The following is a 22,341-nucleotide window of genomic DNA, read 5'->3' as shown; positions in this document are numbered from 1 at the left end:
TCCGTCCCGCGTGCGGGCGGGCAGAGACGTCAGACCATCAGCTCACGCAGCCGACGCACCCGGTCGAGCACCATCGGGTGGTCGGCGGGCAGGTTCCGCAGCGGGCCGTACCAGCGGCACACCTGCCGCAGCCCCAGCAGCACCGCGCTGCGGCGCAGCACCCGCTGCGAGGGTGCGACGCCGTACCCGCGGAGCAGGTGCGGCAGCAGGGGAGCGGGCAGTCTCTCCCCGTCGTGCAGCAGGAAGTGCGCGAGGTCGAACCACGGTTCCGCGCCCCGGGCCTCGCCGAAGTCGATGAAACCCGTGAACACGCCGTCCTGGACGAAGACGGGGGTGACGTCGAGGTCGCCGTGGGCGAGGGCGGGGACGACGTCGAGGCCGCACTGCTCGGCGATCAGCCCTTCGAGGACGTCGAGTTCGAAGGGTGAGAAGAGTTCGGTGAGCCGACCCGGCCACGGGTCGGGGAGGTGGGACACCACGAACTCGCGGTGGGTGGGGAACTCCGCGCGCAGCGGCCAGCCCGGGCCGTCACGGACGATGAACCCGAAACCGTCGACGGGGATCGAGTTCAGGACGGCGAGGTGGCGACCGGCGGCCTCCAGGACGGCCGGCGCGTCCTCGGCGCGCGAGAGCGGTGCGCCGGGGACCTCCGTGGTCAGAGCGACCCACCGGTCGAGCCCGGCGTCGAACTGCGTGTGCAGGACCGCGGGCACCGGAATCCCCGCCGCGGCCAGCCGGGAGTGCAGTTCCGCGTCGGTGCGCAGGTCGTCGCCGGGTCGTTCGCCCACCCGCAGGTAGTACGTCGCGTCGTCGGTCCGCACCCGGTAGACGACCGTGGAGACGCCGTCCTCGACGCGTTCGACGGAGAACACGATCAGCCGGCGTCCGGGCCGGTCGCGACCGGCCGCGACGGGTCGGCGACCCACTCCGACCACGAACCCGGGTAGAGCGTCGCGGGGATGCCGGCGACCTCCAGCGCGAGCAGGGTGTGGGCGGCGGTGACCCCGCTGCCGCAGTAGACCCCGACCGGTCCGGTGGAGACGTCGGCGAACCGCTCGCGCAATCGTTCCGGGGCCAGGAACCGGCCTGTCGCGTCCAGGTTCTGCGTCGTGGGGAGGTTCAGCGCCCCGGGAACGTGACCGGCGACGGGATCGACGGGCTCGACCTCACCGCGGTAGCGCTCGGGAGCGCGGGCGTCGAGGAGGACCCCGGTGCGGGCGAGGGCGGCGGCCGACCCGGCGTCCAGCACGGGCAGGGACCCCGGGCGCACGGTGACGTCGCCGGGTCCGGGCAACGGGACGTCGGTGGTGAGGACGCCACCGGCCGCGGTCCACGCGGCCAGTCCACCGTCGAGCACCCGGACGTCGGCGAGGCCCGCCCAGCGCAGCACCCACCACCCGCGCGCCGCGCTCGTGGAGGTGGCGGCGTCGTGGACGACGACGCGGGTGTCGTCGCTGATCCCGGCACCGCGCAGGACCTCCTGCAGCGCGACGGGGTCCGGCAGCGGGTGGCGCCCCTCACCGGTCCGGCGGGGCCGGGACAGCTGGGTCTCGAGGTCGAGGTACACCGCACCGGGGAGGTGTCCCTTCGCGTACTCCTGCGCGCCGTCGGGACCACCGAGCGCCCAGCGGACGTCGAGCAGCACCGGCGGCCGTGCGCCGCCGAGTTCGGCCTGCAGTTCCGCGACGCTGATCAGAGGCATGTCCCGAAAGGTACAGTCACGGCGTGCTGCGCTGGTCCCGGGTTCCCGTGCTGCGCAAGGTGGAACCTTTCGTCGTCGCGATCCTCTCGGCCGTCCTCGTCGCGGCGCTGCTGCCCGCCGGCGGCGTCGTCGCGACCGGGTTCTCCTGGGGCACGACGGTCGGGGTCGGGGTCCTCTTCCTCCTCTACGGGGCGCGCATGGCGCCGGCCGAGGCGGTTGCGGGGTTGCGCAACTGGCGGCTGCAGGGCTCCGTCGCGGCGACGACGTACCTGCTCTTCCCGCTGCTGGGGACGGGCCTCGCGCTCGTCGTCGGCCACGTCCTGGACGACGGTCTCGTCGCCGGTCTGCTGTTCCTCTGCGCCCTGCCCTCGACGGTGCAGTCCTGCGTCGTGTTCACCGCGGTGGCGCACGGCAACGTCCCCGGGGCGGTCGTCAGCGCGACGGTGTCGAACCTCGCGGGCATCGGCCTCACCCCGGTCCTGGCCGCGCTGCTGCTCGGTTCCACGGGGGCCGGTCCCGACGCCGGGGCCATCGGGCGGATCGTGCTGCAGCTGCTCGTCCCGTTCCTGCTGGGCCTGCTGCTGGGCCGCTGGATCGGTGACTGGGTCCGAGCGCACAAGGGGCGGTTGACCCTGCTGGACCGCGGGGTGATCGTGGCGGTCGTCTACGCCGCGTTCAGTCGTGGCGTGCGCCAGGGCGTCTGGAGCGAGGTGACGCCCGCCGAGGTCCTCGTCGTCCTGGGCTGCGCGGCGCTGCTGCTGGCCGTGGTGCTGACGTTCGCCTGGTGGGTCCCGCGGTGGTGGGGCGCCTCCCGGGCGGACCGGGTCACGACCGCCTTCTGCGGTTCCACCAAGTCCCTGGCCACCGGGTTGCCGATGGCGACCGTGCTGTTCCCGCCGCACGTGGTCGGGCTGGTGGTGCTACCGGTCATCCTCTACCACCCGCTCCAGACCACCGTCTGCTCGTTCCTGGCGGGGCGGCTGGGCCGTCAGCGGTGATTCGTCGAACTCGACGCTGACCCGCTCGAAACCCTTGTGCCGCTGGGCCTGCGCGATGTGGGTGTAGGCGCGTTCGTCGCCCTCGGTGAGTTCGACGAAGTCGGTGAACGGGGTCAGCAGCGCCCGCGGGTAGAGCTTGCGGACGCGGACGACGTCGGCCTCGACGCAGAGGACGACGATGCTCGAGGTGATGAAGAGGAACGCGATGAGACCGAGCACGGCGGTGAAGACCTGGTTGGAGATGCTGGACCGTTCGCTCACCAGCCCGGTCAGGGTGCCGCCGAACCGTTGCAGGAACTGCCAGACGACGGCCATCGTCAGCGCGCCGGGGAGAACCGTCCGGAACGGGGGCCGGTGGGCCGCGGCGAGCCGGAAGGCCATGGTGAAGCCGACCCCGGCGAGCAGGGTGTACCCCACCCGCGAGACCCATTCCAGCAGACCGCTCCCGCCGAAGACGTCACCGACGACGATGTTCAGGACCGTGGTGCCGATGACGAACAGTCCCGCCGTGACGATCAGCAGCAACGAGCGGAGCCGTGCCTTGAAGGGGTTGGGACGTTCGTTGCGCGGGATGCCCCAGGCGATGTTGACCGCGTTCTGGATCGCCAACCCGACCCCGAGCCCGCCGTAGAGGGCGGCCGCGATGCCGATCGCGACCGTCGCCGCGCCACCGCCCAGGGATCCGGGGTCACCGACCTCGTCCCGGATGACCGGGATCTGGTTGACGGCGGAGTTCAGGATCGCCTGCTGGGCGCCGGGGTTCCCGGACAGCACGTAGCCCAGGACGGTCGAGAGCAGCAGCAGCAGCGGGACCAGGCTCAGCAACCCGTAGTAAGCGACGAGAGCCGCCAGGTAGGCGCCCTGGTCCTCGAAGAACTTGTAGACGACGGCGAGCGGGTAGCTGACCACCGGGTGCTTGCGCTGGAACGCGTCGAGCCGCGAGACCCACGACATCGACCGTTGTCTCCCACCGTCCGCCGGATCCGCCGCGACGAAGGGTACGGGGCGGGGCTCAGCCGTGCACGCGCGACACCACCAGACGGGCTACGCGCGACCAGACGTCGGAGGCGGGGTCGATGACCGAGAAGTGGTGCCCGGGCGCCTCCACGACCGTGACGTCGTCGCCGGCGGTGTGGGCGGCGGTCGCGAAGCGGCGCGAGGCGTCCAGCAGGTCCGGGTCGTCGCCGACTCCGCAGACCACCGCGACGGGGAGACCGAGGGGCAGCCGCCCGATCGGGGAGGAGGCCGCGTAGACCTCGGGCCGCTGCTCGGGGGTGCCGCCCAGGGCCGCGGCGACCGCGTGCTCGCTGAGGCCGCGGGCGTGGATCGACGTCAGGTCCAGGCAGCCGGCCAGGGAGACGGTGAGGGCGGGACGGATCCCGCCGCCGGTGGCCCGGTCGGCGGCGAGGCGGGTGACGAGCTGCCCGCCGGCGGAGTGGCCCAGGGTCACGACCCGGTCCAGGTCGAGCGGCGCGTCGAGGTCTCGCAGCGCGTCGAGGGCCGCGGCGACGTCCGCCGTGGTGGCGTCCCAGCCGTGTCGGTCCGGGCGCCGGTACTCCACGTTCCAGGTCGCGAAACCCCGGGCGGTCAGGTCGACGGCCAGCGGGTGCATGAGGTCGGCGTCCCAGCGCGAGCGCCAGTAGCCGCCGTGGACGAGGACGGCGACGGGGAACGGGCCCTCGCCCGCGGGCAGGCGCAGGTCGGCGTGCTGGTCCCGGTCCTCGCCGTAGGCGTGCCGGGTCCCGGGGTTCGTGGCGTGGAAGAACCAGTCGTCGACGCCGAAGGCCAGGCCCTGCATCCCGCGCCAGCGGACGTGGCGGCGGACGCAGCGGGACGTGTCGGGTTCGCGGGCGTCGAGGTCGACCCGGACGACGCGCGCACCGTGGACACCGGCACCGACCAGCAGGTGATCCGCGGGTGTGTCGTCGCCGGCGACGAGAAGGAACTCCCCGTCCGCGGCGGCGGCGCGCAGGGCGGCCGCGAACTCGGCCGGGGAGCTCGTCAGGACCAGGTCGCCGTCGAGTCCGCGGGCGGCGAGCGCCGCGTCGAAGACGGCCTGGCCGGTGACGGAGCCGGTGAGGACTCCGGGGGCGGCGACGGCGGTGAGCTTCACGAGCCGATCTCGGTGCGGACGGCGTAGAGCTCGGGGAAGAAGGTGAGGTCGAGGGCGCGGGCGAGGAAGTCGACGCCGGAGGAGCCGCCGGTGCCGCGTTTGAAGCCGATGGTGCGTTCGACGGTCTTGAGGTGGCGGAAGCGCCAGAGCTGGAAGTTCTCCTCGAGGTCGACGAACTCCTCGCAGGCCTCGTACTCGGTCCAGTAGCGCTCGGCGTCCTCGTAGATGGTCCGGAAGGTGGCGACGAGGGCGGGGGTGTGGACGTGGGCGCGGGTGACGTCGCGGTCGAGGAGTTCGGTGGGGACGTCGTGGCCGTGGCGGGCGAGGTAGCGGAGGAACTCGTCGTAGAGGCTGGGGGCTTCGAGGAGGGTCTTCAGTTCGTGGTGGCGGGGGGCGTCGTGGGCGAAGACGTCGAGCATCTTCGCGTTCTTGTTGCCGAGGGCGAACTCGACGGCGCGGTACTGGTGGCTCTGGAAGCCGGAGGAGTTGGCGAGGAACCCGCGGAACTGGGAGTACTCGGTGGGGGTGAGGGTGGCGAGCACGGACCACTGCTCGGTGAGGGTGCGTTGGATGTGCTTGACCCGGGCGATGTTCTTCAGCGCGGTCTTGAGGTCGTCGCCGGCGATGGCGGTCATGGCGGAGCGCAGTTCGTGCAGGACGAGCTTGAGCCAGAGTTCCGAGGTCTGGTGCTGGATGATGAACAGCAGTTCGTCGTGGTGCTCGGGGGTGCTGAGCGGGTGCTGGGACGTGAGGAGTTCGTCGAGGTGGAGGTACTCGCCGTAGGACATGTCGCGGGTGAAGTCGGTGACGACTCCGTCCTCGAGCTTGCGGGTGTTCTCGCTCACCGGGTGGCCTCGACGATCTCCTGGAGGGCGAGGACGCCGTGGAGGACCTCGGTGAAGCTGGTGGACAGCGGGGCGAGGCCGAGGCGGATCCCGTCGGGGGTGCGGAAGTCGGGGACGACGCCCCGGGTCCAGAGTTCGGCGGTGACGTCGCGGAAGTCGCTGCGGCGCAGGGTGATGTGTCCACCGCGGGCTTCCGGTTCACGCGGGGTGGCGACGGTGACGCCGTGGGGGGCGAGGAGGTCGTCGGCCAGGTCGAGGGCGAAGGCGGTGAGTTCCACCGACTTGGCGCGGACGGCGGCGATCCCGGCGCGTTCCAGCTGGTCGAGGCCGACCCGGACGGGGACCATGGCGACGATGGGCGGGGTGCCGGAGATGAGTTGCCGGATCCCGGGGTCGGGCTGGTACCCCTGGCCCATGGCGAAGGGGTCGGCGTGGCCCATCCAGCCCTGGACGGGTTGGCGCAGGGCCTGCGGGTGGCTGCCCTGGTGGCGGGTGGCGAGGTAGGCGAAGGCGGGTGCCCCGGGGCCGCCGTTGAGGTACTTGTAGCAGCAGCCGACGGCGAGGTCGACGCCCCACGCGTCGAGCTCGAGTTCCACCGATCCGGCGGAGTGGGAGAGGTCGAAGAGGACGAGGGCGCCGGCGTCGTGGACGGCGCGGGTGATGGCGGCGGCGTCGGCGAGGTGGCCGGAGCGGTAGGCGACGTGGCTGAAGGTCGCGAGCGCCGTGCGGGGGCCGACGGCGGCGCGGACCTGGTCGGGGGTGATCCCGGAGGCGGGGTCGGTCTCGATCCAGCGCAGGGTGAGGCCGGTCTCGGCGGCGATGCCTTCGAGGACGAAGCGGTCGGTGGGGAAGTTGTCGGTGTCGCAGACGATCTCGTCGCGGCCCTCGGCCTGTCCGGCGGCGGCGGCGGCGCGGACGAGCTTGTAGAAGAGGACGGTGGTGGAGTCGGCGACGACGGTCTGTCCGGCGGCGGCGCCGAGGGCGACGCGGCCGATCTGGTCACCCAGCTGGGTCGGCCAGTCCATCCAGCCGCCGTGGGGGCCTTCGGTCCAGCCCTGGATGAGCCGGCCGCCCCACTCCTGGCGGAGGAAGGTGTCGAGGGCCGCGGGGGTGGCCGTCAACGGCCGGCCGAGGGAGTTGCCGTCGAGGTAGGAGGTGACGGCGGGGGCCGCGTCGAGGAGGAACTCGTCGCGGTAGGGGGCCAACGGGTCGGCGGCGTCGAGCGCGGCTGCGCGCTGGGTGTGGGTCACGTCTCTCCTCAGGCTGCTGGGGGCTGACCGTAGCGTGGACGGCGTGTCCCTCGTCGTGCGTCACGTCCTGTTCCCCGGCCGCCACCACCTCGTGACGTCCTTCCAGACGCGGTACCTGCGTTCTCTGCTGGCCGGGGAGCTCGTGGACTCCGCGGGGGTTGCGGTGGTGTGCGCGGTCGACGCGGACGTGGTGTGGGCGGTGACGTCGGCGACGCACAGCGGGACGCGGCGCAACCCGCTCCCGGGTCACCGGCGGGAGGCGATGGTGGAGCGGGTGTCCGCGGTGGAGGGGTTGGCGTCGTTGGTGGCGCCGGTCGCGGACGTCCCGGCCAGTCCGCGGTTCGCGCGGACGGTGCTGGCGAGCGTGGAGCTGTCGACGGGGGTCGCGGCGTCCCCGGAGGACACGGTGCTGGCGTGTTCGACCCCGGGGGTGGCGGCGATGTACGCGGAGCTGGGGTTCCGGGTGGTGGCGGTGGAGGACGGGGACCCGGCGGGTCCGGCGCGTCCGTGGGACGTGCTGGAGATGGTGGCCGCGGGGGACGGGCGCTGGCGGGAGCTGGCGCACCCGGAGGTGGTGCGCTTCTACGACCGGTACGGGCTGGCGGCGCAGGTGGCGTTGATCCACGCGGATCCGACGGTCTCGACGGAAGGGGACCTGACGTCGACGCGGGACTACCGCAGCTACACGGCGGCCTTCGACGACGCCTCGGACCGCAAGTGGGAGCTGGTGTCGGCGTTCGTGGAACCGGGGCGGGTGGTGGACCTGGGCTGCGCGGCGGGGGGTCTGCTGGAGCGGGCGGCTCGGGACCCGCGGTTGGCGGAGTCGGACCTCTACGGGGTGGACGTGTCGCGGCACCTGGTGGCGGAGGCGGAGCACCGCCGGGCGCAGGGGGTGTTCGCCCACCCCAACGTCTTCTTCGCGCAGCGCAACCTGTTGCGCTCGGCGGTCTTCCCGGTGGCGTCGGTGAGCACGACGCTGACGGTGGCCCTGACCCACGAGATCGCCAGCTACGGCGCGGGGCGGGCGGACCTGGAGCGGTTGGCGGAGCGGATCTTCGAGCACACGGCGCCGGGCGGGGTGTGGGTCTGTTCCGACGTGCTGGGTCCGCGGGAGGGTGACCGGCTGGTGCACCTGGTGCTGGACGGGGTGGGTGCGGGGGTGGTGCCGCGGGACCTGGCCGGTCTGGACGGTGGGGACGTGGCGGCCGTGGTGGGCGCGATGTCGCCGGCGGAGCGGCTGGTGCAGTTCGCGCAGGACTTCCCGGCGCTCTCCGGCGGGCGGTGCGACGTGCGGTGGGTCGGGGACGGGGTGGCGGAGCTGACCCTGCGGGCGGCGATGGAGTTCCTCACCACGCGCGACTACGTCGACAGCTGGCTCTCGGAGTGCCACGAGCGGTTCTGCGACATGACGTGGCCGGACTGGGTCGAGCTGCTGGAGGGGGTGGGGTTCGGGGTGGAGCCGGTGAGCGGGGCGTGGCGCAACGAGTGGCTGGTGGAGAACCGGCTGTCGGTGGGGGCGTCGGTGCGGGACGCGGTGACGGGTGCGGAGCTGGCCTGGCCGCAGACGCACGTCACGTTCGTGGTGCGGCGCCCTCGGTGACCGGCCGGCAACGCGCCGACGTCGAATCCACCGCGCGATCCCGGGTCTGCGGGTTACTGTCGAACGCATCCACCCAGAGGGGAGATGCGCCATGACGGAGCCCCAGCGCCGCTTCGGCGGCGGAGGTGAGCGGGACGCCCGCCACCTCACCGCTCTCGAGGAACAGCTCGGAGCCGCCCGGACCCGACTCGCTCAGGTCAGTGCCCAGAACGACCGCCTCGCCACGACGCTGCGCGAGGCACGGGACCAGATCGTCGCGCTGAAGTCGGAGGTGGACCGCCTCGGTCAGCCGCCCGCGCAGTTCGCGACGTTCCTGGAGGCCGCCGGTGAGGGCACCGCCGACATCATGTCGGCGGGTCGGCGGATGCGGGTGGCGGTGAGCCCGGCGATCGACCTGGACTCGTTGAAGCCCGGCCAGGACGTGATGGTCAACGAGGCCATGAACGTGGTGGCGGCGTTCGACTACGAGCGCACGGGCGAGCTCGCCTCGGTCAAGGAGATCCTGCCCGACGGCCGGGTCCTGGTGCTCGCGCGCGCCGACGAGGAGCGCGTCGTGCGCCTGGCCGGTCCGTTGATGGACGGCCCGCTGCGGATCGGGGACTCCCTGACCATCGACACCCGGTCCGGGTTCGCCTTCGAGCGGATCCCGAAGGCGGAGGTCGAGGAGCTGGTCCTCGAGGAGGTCCCGGACATCGACTACGAGGACATCGGTGGTCTCGGGCCGCAGATCGAGGCGATCCGCGACGCGGTGGAGCTGCCGTTCCTGCACGCGGACCTGTTCCGCGAGCACGGCCTGCGCCCGCCGAAGGGGATCCTGCTCTACGGCCCGCCCGGGTGCGGGAAGACGCTCATCGCGAAGGCCGTCGCGAACTCGCTGGCCAAGAAGGCCGCGGAGCTGCGGGGCGAGAGCCAGGCCAAGAGCTACTTCCTGAACATCAAGGGTCCGGAGCTGCTGAACAAGTACGTCGGCGAGACCGAGCGCCACATCCGGCTGATCTTCGCCCGGGCGCGGGAGAAGGCGAGCGCCGGGACGCCGGTGGTGGTGTTCTTCGACGAGATGGAGTCGTTGTTCCGGACCCGCGGGTCGGGGGTGTCCTCGGACGTGGAGACGACGATCGTGCCGCAGCTGCTGTCGGAGCTGGACGGGGTGGAGCGCCTGGAGAACGTCATCGTGATCGGCGCCTCGAACCGGGAGGACATGATCGACCCGGCGATCCTGCGCCCGGGCCGGCTGGACGTGAAGATCAAGATCGAGCGTCCGGACGCGGAGAGCGCGGGGCAGATCTTCGCGAAGTACCTGACGCCGGACCTGCCGTTGCACGCGGACGACGTCGCGGTGAACGGGGGGACGAAGCAGCTCACGGTCGAGGCGATGATCCGGGCGACGGTGGAGCGGATGTACACCGAGAGCGAGGAGAACGAGTTCCTCGAGGTGACGTACGCGGGTGGTGACAAGGAGGTCCTGTACTACAAGGACTTCAACTCGGGCGCGATGATCCAGAACATCGTGGACCGGGCGAAGAAGATGGCGATCAAGGACCTGCTGACCCTGAACCAGAAGGGGGTGCGGGTGGATCACCTGATGAGTGCGTGCGTGGACGAGTTCAAGGAGAACGAGGACCTGCCGAACACGACGAACCCGGACGACTGGGCCCGGATCTCGGGCAAGAAGGGTGAGCGGATCGTCTTCATCCGCACGTTGATGCAGGGGAAGAAGGGCACGGAGGCGGGCCGCTCGATCGACACGGTCGCCAACACCGGCCAGTACCTGTAGGTCGCGGCTCCTCCGGTGGTGCGCAGGGCCGTCCCCGTCAGCGGGGGCGGCCTTCCGCGCGTCCGGTCTCCCACCAGCGCGGCCAGGCGGCGAGGAGGGCGCGGGTGTCGGGGACGAAGGGCCAGGTGGGGTCCTCGAGGCGGTCGCGCAGGGTGGCGGGGTCCTCCCACCAGCCGGCGGCGACCTCGCTGGGTTGCAGGGTGAGGGGGGTCCCGTCCCAGTCGGCGTCGTAGACGTGGGCGAGGTAGTGGGTGGTGTCGTCGCGGTACCAGGTGGTGGTGACGGGGCGCAGGTCGGCGTCGACGCCGAGTTCTTCGCGCAGTTCGCGGTGGGCGGCGTGCAGGGGGGTCTCGCCGGCGTCGACGACGCCACCGGCGAGGCAGTCGTGGGCGCCGGGGTTGAGGTCCTTGACGTCGGTGCGGCGGTGCACGAAGACGCGTCCGGTGGCGGGGTCGCGCAGCAGGACGCCGGTGGCGGCGTGGGGGAGGTTGCGGGCGCGGACCTCGGCGCGTGGGGCACTCCCGGTGACCCGTCCGGCACGGTCCGTCGGGTCGTAGAGGTCGACGAGTTCCTGGCCCGGAGTGCTCACCCGTTCGAGGGTAGGGACCGGTGTCCGGTGTGCGACCCAGGGGGGAGGGGCAGGTGTCGAAGACCACGCCTGAGGTGGACCCGTGGACGCTCGGGCAAGCCCTAGTGTGACCAGGTGCGAGCCCACCTCACGACTCCGCGCCCGTCCCGGCGTCCCCTCCGTGCCCTGTCCGCCGTCGCCGTCGGAGCCTCCTTCGTGCTGGTCGCCTCGGCGTGCAGCAAGGACGAGGCTCCGGCGTTGTCCACGGCGACCGTCGCCCGGGGTGACGTCGCGGAGGTCGTCGACGCGCCGGGGACGGTGCAGCCGCGGGCCTCGGCGGTGGTGAAGTCCCCGGCGGCGGGGACGGTGGCGACGTTGAACGTGAGCGACGGCCAGCAGGTCGCGGCCGGTGACGTGCTGATGACGATCGACTCCCCGTCGGCGGTGTCGAACCTGGCGCAGGCGAAGCAGGCCGACGAGGACGCCGCGGCGTCGGGGTCCTCGGGGTCCGGCTCGGCGAAGAGCGCCTCGCAGGTGGCGGCGCAGCAGCGCAAGGCGGCGGCGGACGCGGCGGCGCGCTTCTCCGAGGCGGAGACCCAGGCGCAGGCCATCGCGGACCCCGCGGCGCGGGCGGCGGCGCTGGCGGCCGTGCAGTCCTCGCGGACGCAGTACCAGCTGCTGGCCTCGCAGACGCAGGCCCTGGTGGACCAGGTGAACGCGGGGCTGGGGAACCTGGACACGGCGGTGTCGTCGTTGGGTCAGGCCCAGCGCGTGCAGACGCGGGCGGCGGTCTCGGCGGCGCAGGCCACGGTGGACGCCCTGGTGGTGAAGGCGCCGATCTCGGGAAAGGTGTCGCTGTCCGCGACGGGGGGTTCGGGGTCGGCGAACCTGCCCGCGGGGGCCGAGGCGCTGCTGGCGGGCAGCGGCGTGTCGTTGCCGGCCGCGGCCGCCGGGTCGGACTCCGGCGCGGCGGGTGCCCCGGTGCTGGCGCAGGGCGCGGCCGTGGCGTCGGGGGCGACGGTCCTCAACGTCATCGACGCGTCGACGCTGAGCCTGACGGCGGACGTCGACGAGACGGACGTGCTGACGGTGAAGCCGGGGATCGGGGCCGACGTGAACATCGACGCGGTGCCCGGGGCGAAGTACCACGGGACGGTCACGAGCATCGACCCCACGCCCAAGGGCGGCGGGGGGAGCTCGGTGACGTACACGGTCCGCCTGAGCTACGACGGCGGGACGGGCGGCGACGGCACCCCGGCGGCGACGCCGTTGCCGGGCATGTCGGCGACGGTGTCGCTGGTCGTGCAGGAGGTGGACGACGTCGTGGAGGTCCCGGCCGCGGCCGTGGTGCGGGCCGGGTCCGACAACGGCGCGAAGGACTCCGACACCGTCTGGATCGTCTCCGGCGGCAAGGCGGAGCGGCGCGCGGTGACCGTGGGGGTCCGGGGGGAGACCGACGTGGAGATCACCAAGGGTCTCGACGGCGGCGAGGAGGTCGTCACCGAGGGCGCGGCCGGCGTGAAGCAGGGACAGCAGGTCTCGTGACCCGTCCCGACACGGGCCACCCGCAGGACACCCACGAGACCCACGAGAACCACGAGAACCACGACCAGGAGCACGCGCTGATCCCGTCCCCCGAGCACCACCCGACGCTGCGCGCGGCCGCGATCGAGGCGGTCGAGGTCACCCGGTCCTACCGCTTCGGGGACACGACGGTCGACGCGCTGCGGGGGGTGACCTTCACCGTCGCGGAGGGGGAGTACGCCGCGATCGTGGGCCCCAGCGGATCGGGCAAGTCGACGCTGATGCACCTGCTGGGCTGCCTGGACCGTCCGACGTCGGGGGTCCTGCGCGTCGGTGGGCGCAACATCGCCGACCTGGGCGACGCGGAGCTCGCGGAGCTGCGCAACAAGGAGATCGGGTTCGTGTTCCAGGCCTTCCAGTTGCTGCCGCGCTCCAGCGCGATCGACAACGTGGCGTTGCCGCTGCTGTACCGCGGCGTCAAGGGCAGCGAGCGGCGCGACATGGCGGCCGAGGCGCTGAAGGCGGTGAACCTGGGGCACCGCCTGACCCACCGGCCCACCCAGATGTCCGGTGGTGAGCAGCAGCGGGTGGCGATCGCGCGGGCGCTGGTCGGCGAACCGCGGATCCTGCTCGCCGACGAACCCACCGGCAACCTCGACTCCAAGAACGGGGCCGAGGTGATGCGCATCCTGGAGGAGCTGAACTCCGCCCGGGGCGTCGCGGTGGTCCTCGTCACCCACGACGACGAGGTCGCCGGCCGGGCGCGCCGTCAGGTCCGGGTGCGTGACGGCCTGGTGGAGCGCGACACGGCGGACGGAGCCGGCGCGTGAAGGGCTTCGAAGCGTTCCGCGTCGCACTGGACGCGTTGCGCGGCAACCGGATGCGCAGCCTGCTCACGATGCTCGGCATCATCATCGGCATCGCCGCCGTCATCGTCGTGGTCTCCATCGGGTCCGGGGCGCGCAACCAGATCGAGTCCCAGGTCGAGGGTCTCGGCTCCAACCTGATCCTCGTGGTGCCCGGGCAGTTCGACACCAACAACCTCGGTTCCAACGCTCCCTCGACGTCGACGATGCAGGTCCAGGACGGCAAGGTCCTCGCCGACGTGGTCGGCGACGAGAGCGCCGTCACGGCGCGGGTGTCCACGGGCGCGCAGGTGCGGGCCGGGACGGTCGAGCGGTTCGTCACCATCCAGGGCGCGGACCAGAACCTGCCCCGGGTCCTGACCCGCCCGGTCGCCGAGGGCCAGTACTTCACCTCCGTCGACGTCGACGCCCGCCGCCGGGTCGCGGTGCTGGGCTCGCAGGCGGCGCAGAACCTCTTCCCCGGCGCGGACCCGCTGGGCCGTCAGATCACGGTGGCGGGCACCCGCTTCCAGGTGATCGGGGTGCTGCGGGAGAAGGGGGAGAGCTTCGGGGTCTCCCAGGACAACGAGATCCACATCCCGATCACCACGGCCCAGCGGTTGTTCTCCCTCGACCGCGTCGACGCGTTCGCGGTGAAGGCGCCGTCCTCCGACGTCGTCCCGGCGCTGTCGGACAAGCTGTGGCGGGCGATGAAGGCGCAGTACCCGGACCAGACGTTCAGCGCGGTCACCCAGACCCAGATCCTCGGCGTCATCGGCCAGATCCTCGGTCTGCTGACGGCGGTGCTGGCCGCGATCGCGGGGATCTCGCTGCTCGTGGGCGGGGTCGGGGTCTCCAACATCATGCTCGTCTCGGTGCGCGAACGGACCCGGGAGATCGGGCTGCGCAAGGCCCTCGGCGCCCGCCAGCGCGACGTCCTCGTGCAGTTCCTCGTCGAGGCCGTCCTGCTGACCAGCGTCGGCGGGATCATCGGCATCCTCATCGGGGTGGCCGGGTCGATCGCGGTGAACCAGCTCTCCCCGCTGCCGGCGTCGATCGAGTGGTGGAGCCCGGTGGTGGCGTTCGTCGTCTCCGCGGCCGTCGGCATCTTCTTCGGGGTGTTCCCGGCGCGTCGGGCGGGACGCCTGGACCCGGTCGTCGCGCTGCGCACGGAGTAGCCGTCGCGCTGCGCACGGAGTAGCCGTCGCGCTGCGCGCGCAGTAGCCGTCGCGCCCCGTACGCAGGGCGCCGCATAGGGTCCTCGGCATGACAGTCAGGCGTGTGACCGGGATCGAGACCGAGTACGGCATCTCGGTGCCGGGGGACCCGGGCGCCAACCCGATGCTGCTCTCGGCCCAGGTCGTCAACGCCTACGCCTCGCCCGCGACGGGCTCGATGCGCAGCTCCCTCACGGGCGGTTCGCGGGCCCGCTGGGACTACGAGGACGAGGCGCCGCTGCGCGACGCGCGCGGCTACGAGATCGTCCGCGGCAAGGCCCACCCCTCGCAGCTGACCGACGCGCCGGGCCGTTCGCCGGGGACGAGGCGGGCCGCGCCCAACGCCTCCGACGTCGTCACCGCGGAGACCGAGGACCCGACGATGGCCAACGTCATCCTCACCAACGGGGCCCGCTTCTACGTCGACCACGCCCACCCCGAGTACTCCTCACCCGAGATCCTCACCCCGCGCGACGCGGTGCTGTGGGACCGGGCGGGGGAGCTGATCCTCCTCGACGCGCTGCGCCGGGTCGCGGCGACGCCCGGCCTGACCCCGGTGACGATCTACAAGAACAACACCGACGGCAAGGGCGCCTCCTACGGCACCCACGAGAACTACCTGATGAACCGCTCGACGTCCTTCACCGACGTCGTGCGCCACCTCACCCCCTTCTTCGTCTCCCGGCAGGTGTTCACCGGGGCCGGTCGGGTGGGGATCGGGCAGGACTCCGCCCGGCCCGGGTTCCAGATCAGCCAGCGCGCGGACTTCTTCGAGGTCGAGGTGGGGCTGGAGACCACCATGAAGCGCCCGATCATCAACACCCGCGACGAACCGCACGCCACCGTGGAGAAGTACCGCCGGCTGCACGTGATCATCGGCGACGCGACGATGTGCGAGGTCGCGACGCTGCTCAAGATCGGTACGACCTCCCTGGTCCTGGCCATGCTCGAGGCGGGAGCGCTCGAGGGTGGCCCCGCCGGGGACCTGCAGCTCGCCGAACCCGTCCGCGCCCTGCACGAGGTCTCCCACGACCCCGGCCTCACCCAGCTCGTCCGGTTGCGCGACGGGCGCCGGATGACCGCGGTGCAGCTGCAGCGGGCCTACCTGGAGGCCGCGCAGGCCTTCGTCGCCGACCGCTACGGCGAGGACGCGGACGCCGACACCGTCGAGGTCCTCACCCGGTGGGAGCAGATCCTCACCAAGCTGGAGACCGACGTGTTCTCCGCGGCCCGCGAGGTCGACTGGATCGCGAAGCTGCGCCTGCTCGAGGGCTACCGCTCCCGCGACGGCCTGGACTGGGACCATGCCCGCCTGGCCGCGGTGGACCTGCAGTGGTCCGACATCCGCCCCGAGAAGGGCCTCTACCTCAAGCTCGCCGAACGTGGCCAGGTCGAGCGCCTCCTGGACCCCGCCGACGTCGCCCGCGCCGTGGAGCACCCCCCGACCGACACCCGCGCCTACTTCCGCGGGGAGTGCCTGGCCCGCTACGGCCCGCGCGTCGCGGCGGCCAGCTGGGACTCGGTGATCTTCGACATCGCCGGGCGGGGCGCCCTGCAGCGCGTCCCCACCCTCGAGCCGTTGCGGGGCACCAAGGAGCACGTCGGGGCGCTGCTGGACCGCTGCGAGACCGCGGAACAACTCGTGGCCGCCCTCACCAACGGGTGACGCAGGCCGCACTTCCGCGCCGGGCAGGCGTGGCGGGGTTAGTGTCGGAACACGACCCGGGTCGCAGGACCCGGGAGGCCGAGCCGTCAGAGGGAGCCAGCCGATGCCTGGACAGGAGCAGCAGCGCCCGAGCCGCCGCGAGGAGGAGGTCGAGGAGACCCCTGCCGTCCCCGCGCAGGGCAGCGCCAGCGCCCAGACCAAGGAGACCGACGCCGACGTCGACGCGCTGCTCGACGAGATCGACGAGGTCCTGGAGTCCAACTCCGAGGAGTTCGTGCGCGGCTTCGTCCAGAAGGGCGGGCAGTAGCCCCTGCCACCCCCGGCGCGAGCCCCTCGTGTCCCACCCGGCTCTCCCGGCACGTTGCGGAGGCGCCGGGTAGGGTCCGAAGGGTGAACCACTCCAGCGATCAGTCAGGACGGTTGCCCGCCGCGTTCCTGCGGCCCGGTTCCTCGTCCTTCACCGACTTCGTCCGCGAGTACTCGCCGGAGATGCTGCCCTCCGCCCGCACGCTGCCCACCACCGGACCGCTGCCCGGTGGGGGACCCGGCGCGGGCGAGGCGCCGCACGCGACGACGATCGTGGCCCTCGTCTTCGCCGACGGGGTGGTCATGGCCGGTGACCGGCGCGCCACCGCCGGGCCCACGATCGCCCAGCGCGACATCCAGAAGGTCTTCCAGACCGACGAGCACTCCTGCGCCGGGATCGCCGGCGTCGCCGGGCTGGCCGTGGAGATGATCCGGCTCTTCCAGGTGGAACTCGAGCACTTCGAGAAGCTCGAAGGCGCCCTGATGTCCTTCGAGGGCAAGGCGAACCGGCTCTCGACGATGATCCGCGCCAACCTCGGCATGGCCATGCAGGGTCTCGCCGTCGTCCCGCTCTTCGCCGGCTACGACCTCGACGCCGGCCGGGGCCGCATCATCGGCTACGACGTGACCGGCGGGCGGTCGGAGGAACGCGACCACCACACCGTGGGGTCGGGGTCGATCTTCGCGCGCGGTGCGCTGAAGAAGCTGTACCGCCCGGGCATGACCGAGGCCGAGACGATCCGCGTCGCCATCGAATCCCTCTGGGACGCAGCCGACGACGACTCCGCCACCGGCGGCCCGGACCTGCTGCGCAAGATCTGGCCCGTCGTGGGCGTCGCGACCCTCCAGGGCTACCGGCGCGTCCCCGACGAGGAACTCGAACCCGTCGTCGAGGCCGTCGTGGCCGGACGGCGCGGCAACCCCGGGGGCAACCCCGGCATCAGCGCCGGCAACGGTGGCGGAGGGAACTGACGATGAGCACGCCGTTCTACGTCTCGCCCGAGCAGTTGATGAAGGACAAGGCCGACTACGCGCGCAAGGGCATCGCCCGCGGACGCGCGGTCGTCGTCCTCGCCCACGCCGACGGCATCGCCTTCGTCTCCGAGAACGCCTCCCGGGCGCTGCACAAGATCTCCGAGATCTACGACCGCGTCGCCTTCGCCGCCGTCGGCAAGTACAACGAGTTCGAGAACCTGCGCGTCGCCGGCGTCCGCTACGCCGACGTCCGCGGCTACTCCTACGACCGTTCCGACGTCACCGCCCGCGGCCTGGCCAACGCCTACGCGCAGACCCTCGGGGCGATCTTCACGACCGAGTCGAAGCCCTACGAGGTGGAACTCGTCGTCGCCGAGGTCGGACGCACCCCCGAGACCGACCAGATCTACCGCCTCACCTACGACGGGTCCGTCGCCGACGAGCACGGCTACGTCGCCATGGGCGGTTCCGCCGACCAGATCGCCACCAAGCTCGGCGAACGCTGGCACGCCGGGCTCACCCTGGCCGAGGCCGTCCAGCTCGCCGTCGAGGCCCTCGGCTCCGACGCCGCGGCCGAGGCCGCCGGCTCCGGACCGCGCCGGATCGCCCCCGACCACCTCGAGGTCGCCGTCCTCGACCGCACCCGCGACCGGCGGACGTTCCGCCGCCTCACCGGCCCCGTCCTCGCAGGACTGCTCGCCCCGGCGGACTGACCGCTCCGGTCGGCTCGACGCGTTTCGCTGCGCCGCACGGCGCCCGAGTGCCTAAGGTGGGGAAATGGATCGCCGGATCTTCGGGATCGAGACCGAGTTCGGAGTCACCTGCGCGTTCGAGGGACAGCGCAAGCTGTCCCCGGACGAGGTGGCCCGCTACCTGTTCCGCAAGGTCGTGTCGTGGGGACGTTCGAGCAACGTGTTCCTGAAGAACGGCGCACGCCTCTACCTCGACGTGGGCTCGCACCCCGAGTACGCCTCCCCGGAGTGCGACGACATCCGCCAGCTCGTCGTCCACGACCGGGCGGGGGAGCGGACCCTCGAAGGCCTGCTCGTCGACGCCGAACGACGTCTCGAGGAGGAGGGGATCGCCGGTGAGGTGTTCCTCTTCAAGAACAACACCGACTCCGCGGGCAACTCCTACGGCTGCCACGAGAACTACCTGGTGTCGCGGCACGGGGAGTTCGGTCGCCTCTCCGACGTCCTCATCCCCTTCCTCGTCTCGCGCCAGCTGATCGTCGGGGCCGGCAAAGTCGTGCAGACCCCCCGCGGCGCGGTCTACTCCCTCTCCCAGCGCGCCGACCACATCTGGGAGGGCGTCTCCTCCGCCACCACCCGCAGCCGCCCCATCATCAACACCCGCGACGAACCGCACGCCGACGCCGAGCGCTACCGGCGCCTGCACGTCATCGTCGGCGACTCCAACATGTCCGAGACCACGACGATGCTGAAGGTCGGCGCCACCGACCTCGTGCTGCGGATGATCGAGGAAGGCGTCGTGCTGCGGGAGATGACCATGGAGAACCCCATCCGGGCCATCCGGGAGATCAGTCACGACATGACGGGGCGCAAACCCGTTCGTCTCGCCAACGGCCGTGAGGCCTCCGCGCTGGAGATCCAGGAGGAGTACCTGGAGAAGGCGAAGGAGTTCGTCGAGCACCGCGGGCTGCAGACGCCCAACGTCAAGCGGGTCCTGGACCTGTGGGAGCGGGCGCTGCGGGCCGTCGCGACGCAGGACTTCTCCCTGGTGGACCACGAGGTCGACTGGGTCATCAAGAAGAAGCTGCTCGACCGCTACATGGCCAAGCACGACCTGCCGCTGACCTCGCCGCGCATCGCGCGCCTCGACCTCGCCTACCACGACATCCACCGCAAGCGCGGCCTGCACTACATGCTCGCCGACCGCGGGATGGCCGACCGGGTCTGCTCCGACATCGAGGTGTTCGAGGCGATGAGCGTCCCGCCGCAGACGACCCGCGCCAAGCTGCGGGGCGACTTCGTGCGCGCGGCGCAGGAGAAGCGCCGCGACTTCACCGTCGACTGGGTGCACCTGAAGCTCAACGACCAGGCGCAGCGCACGGTCCTGTGCAAGGACCCGTTCAAGGCCGTCGACGACCGTGTGGAACGGCTCATCGACAGCATGTGATCGGTCTCGCGGCGCGGGCACAGGCTCCACGGTTAGGGTGAGGCAGTTCCACCTCGACCGTCACGACTGTGAGGACCTCCGTGCGCCGCCGTACCGCCGTCCTGTCCGCCTCCGCCGCCCTGGCGATGACCCTGCTCGGCGCCTGCGCCTCCGAGGGGGACGCGCCCGACGAGGCAGCGCTGAGCGCGTCGGCGACCGCGTCCGCCAACACGATCGAACCCGCCGTCGACGACGAGAAGCTCGCCGTGACCGTCACCGGTGAGGTGAACCCGACGATCGAGCCGACCGTCGACTTCACCCCGCCGCTGACCGTCACGCAGACCTCGCGCAAGGTCGTCGCCCCCGGCACCGGGGCCGAGGTCACGGCCACCGACGAGGTCGAGTTCGCCTACGTCCTCTACGCCGGTTCCACCCACGACAAGCTGGACTCCAGCTACGGCAAGACCAACGCCCGCTTCACCCTCGCCGAGATCACCAAGGGACTCGCCCGCGGGTTCGTGGGGACCAAGGTCGGGGACCGCCTCGTCATCGCCATCGCCCCCGCCGACGGCTTCGGCGACTCCGTCAGCCAGTTCGGCAAGGAGAACGTCGACGCCTCCACGACCATCGTCATGGTCGCCGACGTCGTCCGCGTCATCCCCTCGATGGCCGAGGGCACCCCGGTGACGCCGCCCGCGGACCTGCCCGTCGTGACCTACGACGACAAGAAGGTCCCCACCGGCTTCACCGTCTCGAACCCGAGCCCGCCCGCCGACACGATCGTGCAGCCGCTCATCCAGGGCACCGGCGCACCGTTGACCCCGGGCATGAACGTCAAGATGCAGTACGTCGGCGCGACGCTGGCCGACGGCAAGGTCTTCCAGACCTCGTGGACCTCCCAGGCCTTCGAGACCCAGATCGGCGTCGGCAAGCTCATCACCGGCTGGGACGAGGGCCTCATCGGCCAGACCGTCGGCAGTCGCGTGCTGCTCGTCATCCCCGCCGCCAAGGCCTACGGCGACGAGCCCACCGGCGGCCAGCCCGCCGGTGCGCTGATCTTCGTCGTCGACATCCTCGACGGCTACTGAGTCCCCACCGACGACGCTGACGTTAGGGTTCCCACCATGACTGAACGCACCAAGCCCGAGATCGACTTCCCCGAGGGCGAGCCGCCGGCCGACCTCGTGATCACCGACGAGATCGTCGGCGACGGCACCGAGGCCACCCCCGGCAAGACCGTCAGCGCGCACTACGTCGGTGTCGCCTTCAGCACCGGCGAGGAGTTCGACTCCTCCTGGAACCGCGGCCAGCCGCTCGACTTCCCCGTCGGCGCGGGCATGGTCATCAAGGGCTGGGACCAGGGCCTGCTGGGCATGAAGGTCGGCGGCCGACGCAAGCTCGTCATCCCGCCGCACCTCGGCTACGGGGACCGCGGCGCCGGCGGCGCCATCAAGGGTGGGGAAACCCTGATCTTCGTCGTCGACCTCGTGGACGTCAGCTAGTCCCCTCGGGTCAGGTCTGCTTCCGGGCGGTGGCTGGCCCTCGTCCTCGGATGCTCCGTTCGCGCTGGTTCGCGGTGGGACTCACGTCCTGGCGTCGGCGCTCACTCCGGACATCCGAGGACGAGGGTCAGCCGCCGCCCTTTTGCGTTGCCCTTCGTGGGACTCCTGAACGGCCACGGGGCCAGCGAGGCTCGATCAGGCGGGTTTCCGGGGCCCGGGCACCACGTTCCCCTTCACGAGGTGAGGAGGCGGGCGGCGTGGCGGCCGGCGGCGGCGGCGGTGAGGAAGGCGGCGCGATCGGTGTCGAGGCCGCGGCCCATGGTCGAGAGGCGCACGGGGCTCGTGGCCAGGGCTTCGTCGAGGCCGGCTCCGGGGACCTCGACGTAGGTGTGGCGCCCGCAGAGGGACCGGGCCTGGTCGCGGACGCCGTCGAAGAACGCGCCGGGGGAGTCGGGGACGACGACGTCGACGGGGGCGAGGGCGACACGCCCGACTGCGGTGAGCGTGTGGTGCGAGACACCGCGGTGGCGGTCGCGGGCGTCGGCCTCGGACACCCGCAGGGCCGCGACGGGACGTCCGCCCAGCACGGCGGCGGCGTTGAGGGCCTCACCCACGGCGACGCCGGAGAAGCCCCAGCGCGATCCCGTCCCCAGGTTGCCGGGGCCCTGCGCGACGACGACGACGTCGGCGCCCGCGACGAGCTTCGCCGCGAGCAGACCGGTGTGGACGGTCGAGGCCTCCAGGTCGCCCCCGAAGGCCTGGCCCGTGCTCACGCAGCTCGTGAGCCACCCCGCCTCCCGCAGCCCGGCGACGGCGCGGGAGAACGCGGCCGGCAGCGCCCCGCCGTCGGTCATCACGTAGACGACCCTCGCGCCGGGGGCCTCGGCACGGACCCCGGCCAGGATCGCGGGCAGCGCGGAGTGCAGGTCGGCGACGACGACGGGGGTGGCGTCGAGGTCGTCGGCGTCGGAGAGCAGGGCGTGGTGCTCCGACTCCTGGTCGTCCACGCCCAGGACCATCGTCTGCAGCGGGGTGTAGCGGGCCTTCACGAGGTGGCCGGGCCCGGCGGGCGGGTCGGCGGGCAACGCGTCGGGCAGCGCGACGACGAGGGCGTAGCCACCCGTTCCCAGGCCCCGGGCCAGCGCGGAGGTGTTGAGCAGCACCCGCTCGCCCGGCTGCGGGGAGCCGACGAGGTCGGGGTGGGCCAGGGCCTTCACCTCGGTGCCCGCCTCGGGCCCCGACGTGAGGGTCACGAACAGCTCCTGGGAACCGGGCCACGACGCCCCGAGTCGCTGGACAGTTGCAGAACGCCACCGGATCGTCACGCTTCGAGCGTAC

At 72.1% G+C, this 22,341-nt stretch carries 21 protein-coding genes; 13 read left to right on the top strand and 8 right to left on the bottom strand.

Translation table 11 applies throughout. The features are described from left to right. Nucleotides 1–29 precede the first annotated feature (29 nt). Nucleotides 30–926: a phosphotransferase gene (locus tag AC0I8G_RS12785; RefSeq protein ID WP_471730251.1), complete on the bottom strand. Its 897-nt coding sequence runs from the start codon at nt 924–926 to the stop codon at nt 30–32. Continuing rightward, the gene (locus AC0I8G_RS12780) at nt 875–1,702 is read right to left on the bottom strand and encodes a sulfurtransferase (RefSeq protein ID WP_471730250.1); all 828 of its coding nucleotides are present in this window, start codon (nt 1,700–1,702) and stop codon (nt 875–877) included. The genes AC0I8G_RS12785 and AC0I8G_RS12780 overlap by 52 nt, the downstream gene beginning before the upstream one ends. A 23-nt stretch (nt 1,703–1,725) precedes the next feature. Between AC0I8G_RS12780 and AC0I8G_RS12775 the strand changes: the two genes are divergently transcribed. Next, nucleotides 1,726–2,700 carry a bile acid:sodium symporter family protein gene (locus AC0I8G_RS12775; protein WP_471730249.1) on the top strand — a complete coding sequence of 325 codons (975 nt, stop codon included), beginning with the start codon at nt 1,726–1,728 and terminating at the stop codon, nt 2,698–2,700. Here AC0I8G_RS12775 and AC0I8G_RS12770 read toward each other — a convergent pair. Genes AC0I8G_RS12770 through AC0I8G_RS12755 form a run of 4 tightly spaced genes read right to left on the bottom strand, consistent with a single transcriptional unit; the run spans nt 2,623 to nt 6,908 of the window. Beyond that, complete coding sequence (locus tag AC0I8G_RS12770) at nt 2,623–3,654, bottom strand: YihY/virulence factor BrkB family protein (protein ID WP_471730248.1); 1,032 nt, start codon at nt 3,652–3,654, stop codon at nt 2,623–2,625. The two genes, AC0I8G_RS12775 and AC0I8G_RS12770, sit on opposite strands and share 78 nt — an antisense overlap. Nucleotides 3,655–3,712: 58 nt before the next feature. Next, nucleotides 3,713–4,813 (bottom strand): alpha/beta hydrolase family protein, encoded by a 1,101-nt coding sequence (locus tag AC0I8G_RS12765; protein ID WP_471730247.1) that lies wholly within the window; start codon nt 4,811–4,813, stop codon nt 3,713–3,715. After that, entirely contained in the window at nt 4,810–5,658 is an 849-nt protein-coding gene (kynA, locus tag AC0I8G_RS12760; protein WP_471730246.1) for a tryptophan 2,3-dioxygenase, read from the bottom strand. The genes AC0I8G_RS12765 and kynA overlap by 4 nt, the downstream gene beginning before the upstream one ends. Next, nucleotides 5,655–6,908 (bottom strand): kynureninase, encoded by a 1,254-nt coding sequence (locus tag AC0I8G_RS12755; RefSeq protein WP_471730245.1) that lies wholly within the window; start codon nt 6,906–6,908, stop codon nt 5,655–5,657. The genes kynA and AC0I8G_RS12755 overlap by 4 nt, the downstream gene beginning before the upstream one ends. A gap of 43 nt (nt 6,909–6,951) precedes the next feature. Here AC0I8G_RS12755 and AC0I8G_RS12750 point away from each other — a divergent pair, with 43 nt between their 5' ends. Continuing rightward, entirely contained in the window at nt 6,952–8,508 is a 1,557-nt protein-coding gene (locus AC0I8G_RS12750) for a class I SAM-dependent methyltransferase (protein WP_471730244.1), read from the top strand. A gap of 91 nt (nt 8,509–8,599) precedes the next feature. Beyond that, nucleotides 8,600–10,282, top strand: a complete 1,683-nt coding sequence (gene arc / locus AC0I8G_RS12745; RefSeq protein WP_380256604.1) for a proteasome ATPase — start codon at nt 8,600–8,602, stop codon at nt 10,280–10,282. 37 nt (nt 10,283–10,319) lie between these two features. On the opposite strand, the gene AC0I8G_RS12740 is transcribed toward arc, so the two are convergent. Next, nucleotides 10,320–10,871: an NUDIX hydrolase gene (locus AC0I8G_RS12740; protein ID WP_471730243.1), complete on the bottom strand. Its 552-nt coding sequence runs from the start codon at nt 10,869–10,871 to the stop codon at nt 10,320–10,322. A 114-nt stretch (nt 10,872–10,985) separates the two neighbouring features. Between AC0I8G_RS12740 and AC0I8G_RS12735 the strand changes: the two genes are divergently transcribed. From AC0I8G_RS12735 to AC0I8G_RS12690, 10 genes are all read left to right on the top strand, one after another. Then, nucleotides 10,986–12,395 carry an efflux RND transporter periplasmic adaptor subunit gene (locus AC0I8G_RS12735; protein ID WP_471730242.1) on the top strand — a complete coding sequence of 470 codons (1,410 nt, stop codon included), beginning with the start codon at nt 10,986–10,988 and terminating at the stop codon, nt 12,393–12,395. Nucleotides 12,396–12,502: 107 nt separating this feature from the next. Continuing rightward, complete coding sequence (locus AC0I8G_RS12730) at nt 12,503–13,204, top strand: ABC transporter ATP-binding protein (protein WP_471730271.1); 702 nt, start codon at nt 12,503–12,505, stop codon at nt 13,202–13,204. Further along, on the top strand, nt 13,201–14,397 hold the full coding sequence (locus tag AC0I8G_RS12725; RefSeq protein WP_380256610.1) for an ABC transporter permease: 1,197 nt from the start codon (nt 13,201–13,203) through the stop codon (nt 14,395–14,397). The genes AC0I8G_RS12730 and AC0I8G_RS12725 overlap by 4 nt, the downstream gene beginning before the upstream one ends. An 88-nt stretch (nt 14,398–14,485) precedes the next feature. Further along, nucleotides 14,486–16,102, top strand: a complete 1,617-nt coding sequence (gene dop / locus AC0I8G_RS12720; protein WP_471730241.1) for a depupylase/deamidase Dop — start codon at nt 14,486–14,488, stop codon at nt 16,100–16,102. Between the two features lie 103 nt (nt 16,103–16,205). Next, nucleotides 16,206–16,409 carry a ubiquitin-like protein Pup gene (locus tag AC0I8G_RS12715; RefSeq protein WP_328296103.1) on the top strand — a complete coding sequence of 68 codons (204 nt, stop codon included), beginning with the start codon at nt 16,206–16,208 and terminating at the stop codon, nt 16,407–16,409. 83 nt (nt 16,410–16,492) lie between these two features. Further along, nucleotides 16,493–17,380 (top strand): proteasome subunit beta, encoded by an 888-nt coding sequence (gene prcB / locus AC0I8G_RS12710; protein WP_471730240.1) that lies wholly within the window; start codon nt 16,493–16,495, stop codon nt 17,378–17,380. 2 nt (nt 17,381–17,382) lie between these two features. Next, nucleotides 17,383–18,096 (top strand): proteasome subunit alpha, encoded by a 714-nt coding sequence (gene prcA, locus AC0I8G_RS12705; RefSeq protein ID WP_380156389.1) that lies wholly within the window; start codon nt 17,383–17,385, stop codon nt 18,094–18,096. 64 nt (nt 18,097–18,160) lie between these two features. Beyond that, nucleotides 18,161–19,522: a Pup--protein ligase gene (gene pafA, locus AC0I8G_RS12700; RefSeq protein WP_471730239.1), complete on the top strand. Its 1,362-nt coding sequence runs from the start codon at nt 18,161–18,163 to the stop codon at nt 19,520–19,522. A 68-nt stretch (nt 19,523–19,590) separates the two neighbouring features. Further along, nucleotides 19,591–20,589 (top strand): FKBP-type peptidyl-prolyl cis-trans isomerase, encoded by a 999-nt coding sequence (locus tag AC0I8G_RS12695; protein ID WP_471730238.1) that lies wholly within the window; start codon nt 19,591–19,593, stop codon nt 20,587–20,589. Nucleotides 20,590–20,625: 36 nt separating this feature from the next. Beyond that, nucleotides 20,626–21,003 (top strand): FKBP-type peptidyl-prolyl cis-trans isomerase, encoded by a 378-nt coding sequence (locus AC0I8G_RS12690; protein ID WP_328296108.1) that lies wholly within the window; start codon nt 20,626–20,628, stop codon nt 21,001–21,003. 233 nt (nt 21,004–21,236) lie between these two features. Here AC0I8G_RS12690 and AC0I8G_RS12685 read toward each other — a convergent pair whose 3' ends face one another. Continuing rightward, on the bottom strand, nt 21,237–22,328 hold the full coding sequence (locus AC0I8G_RS12685) for a DUF3866 family protein (RefSeq protein ID WP_471730237.1): 1,092 nt from the start codon (nt 22,326–22,328) through the stop codon (nt 21,237–21,239). Between the last annotated feature and the right edge of the window lie 13 nt (nt 22,329–22,341).

This window comes from Kineococcus sp. AC630, assembly GCF_979255925.1.
The sequence above is the reverse complement of the archived record's forward strand: the minus strand, read 5'-3'. Positions and strand labels throughout refer to the sequence as shown.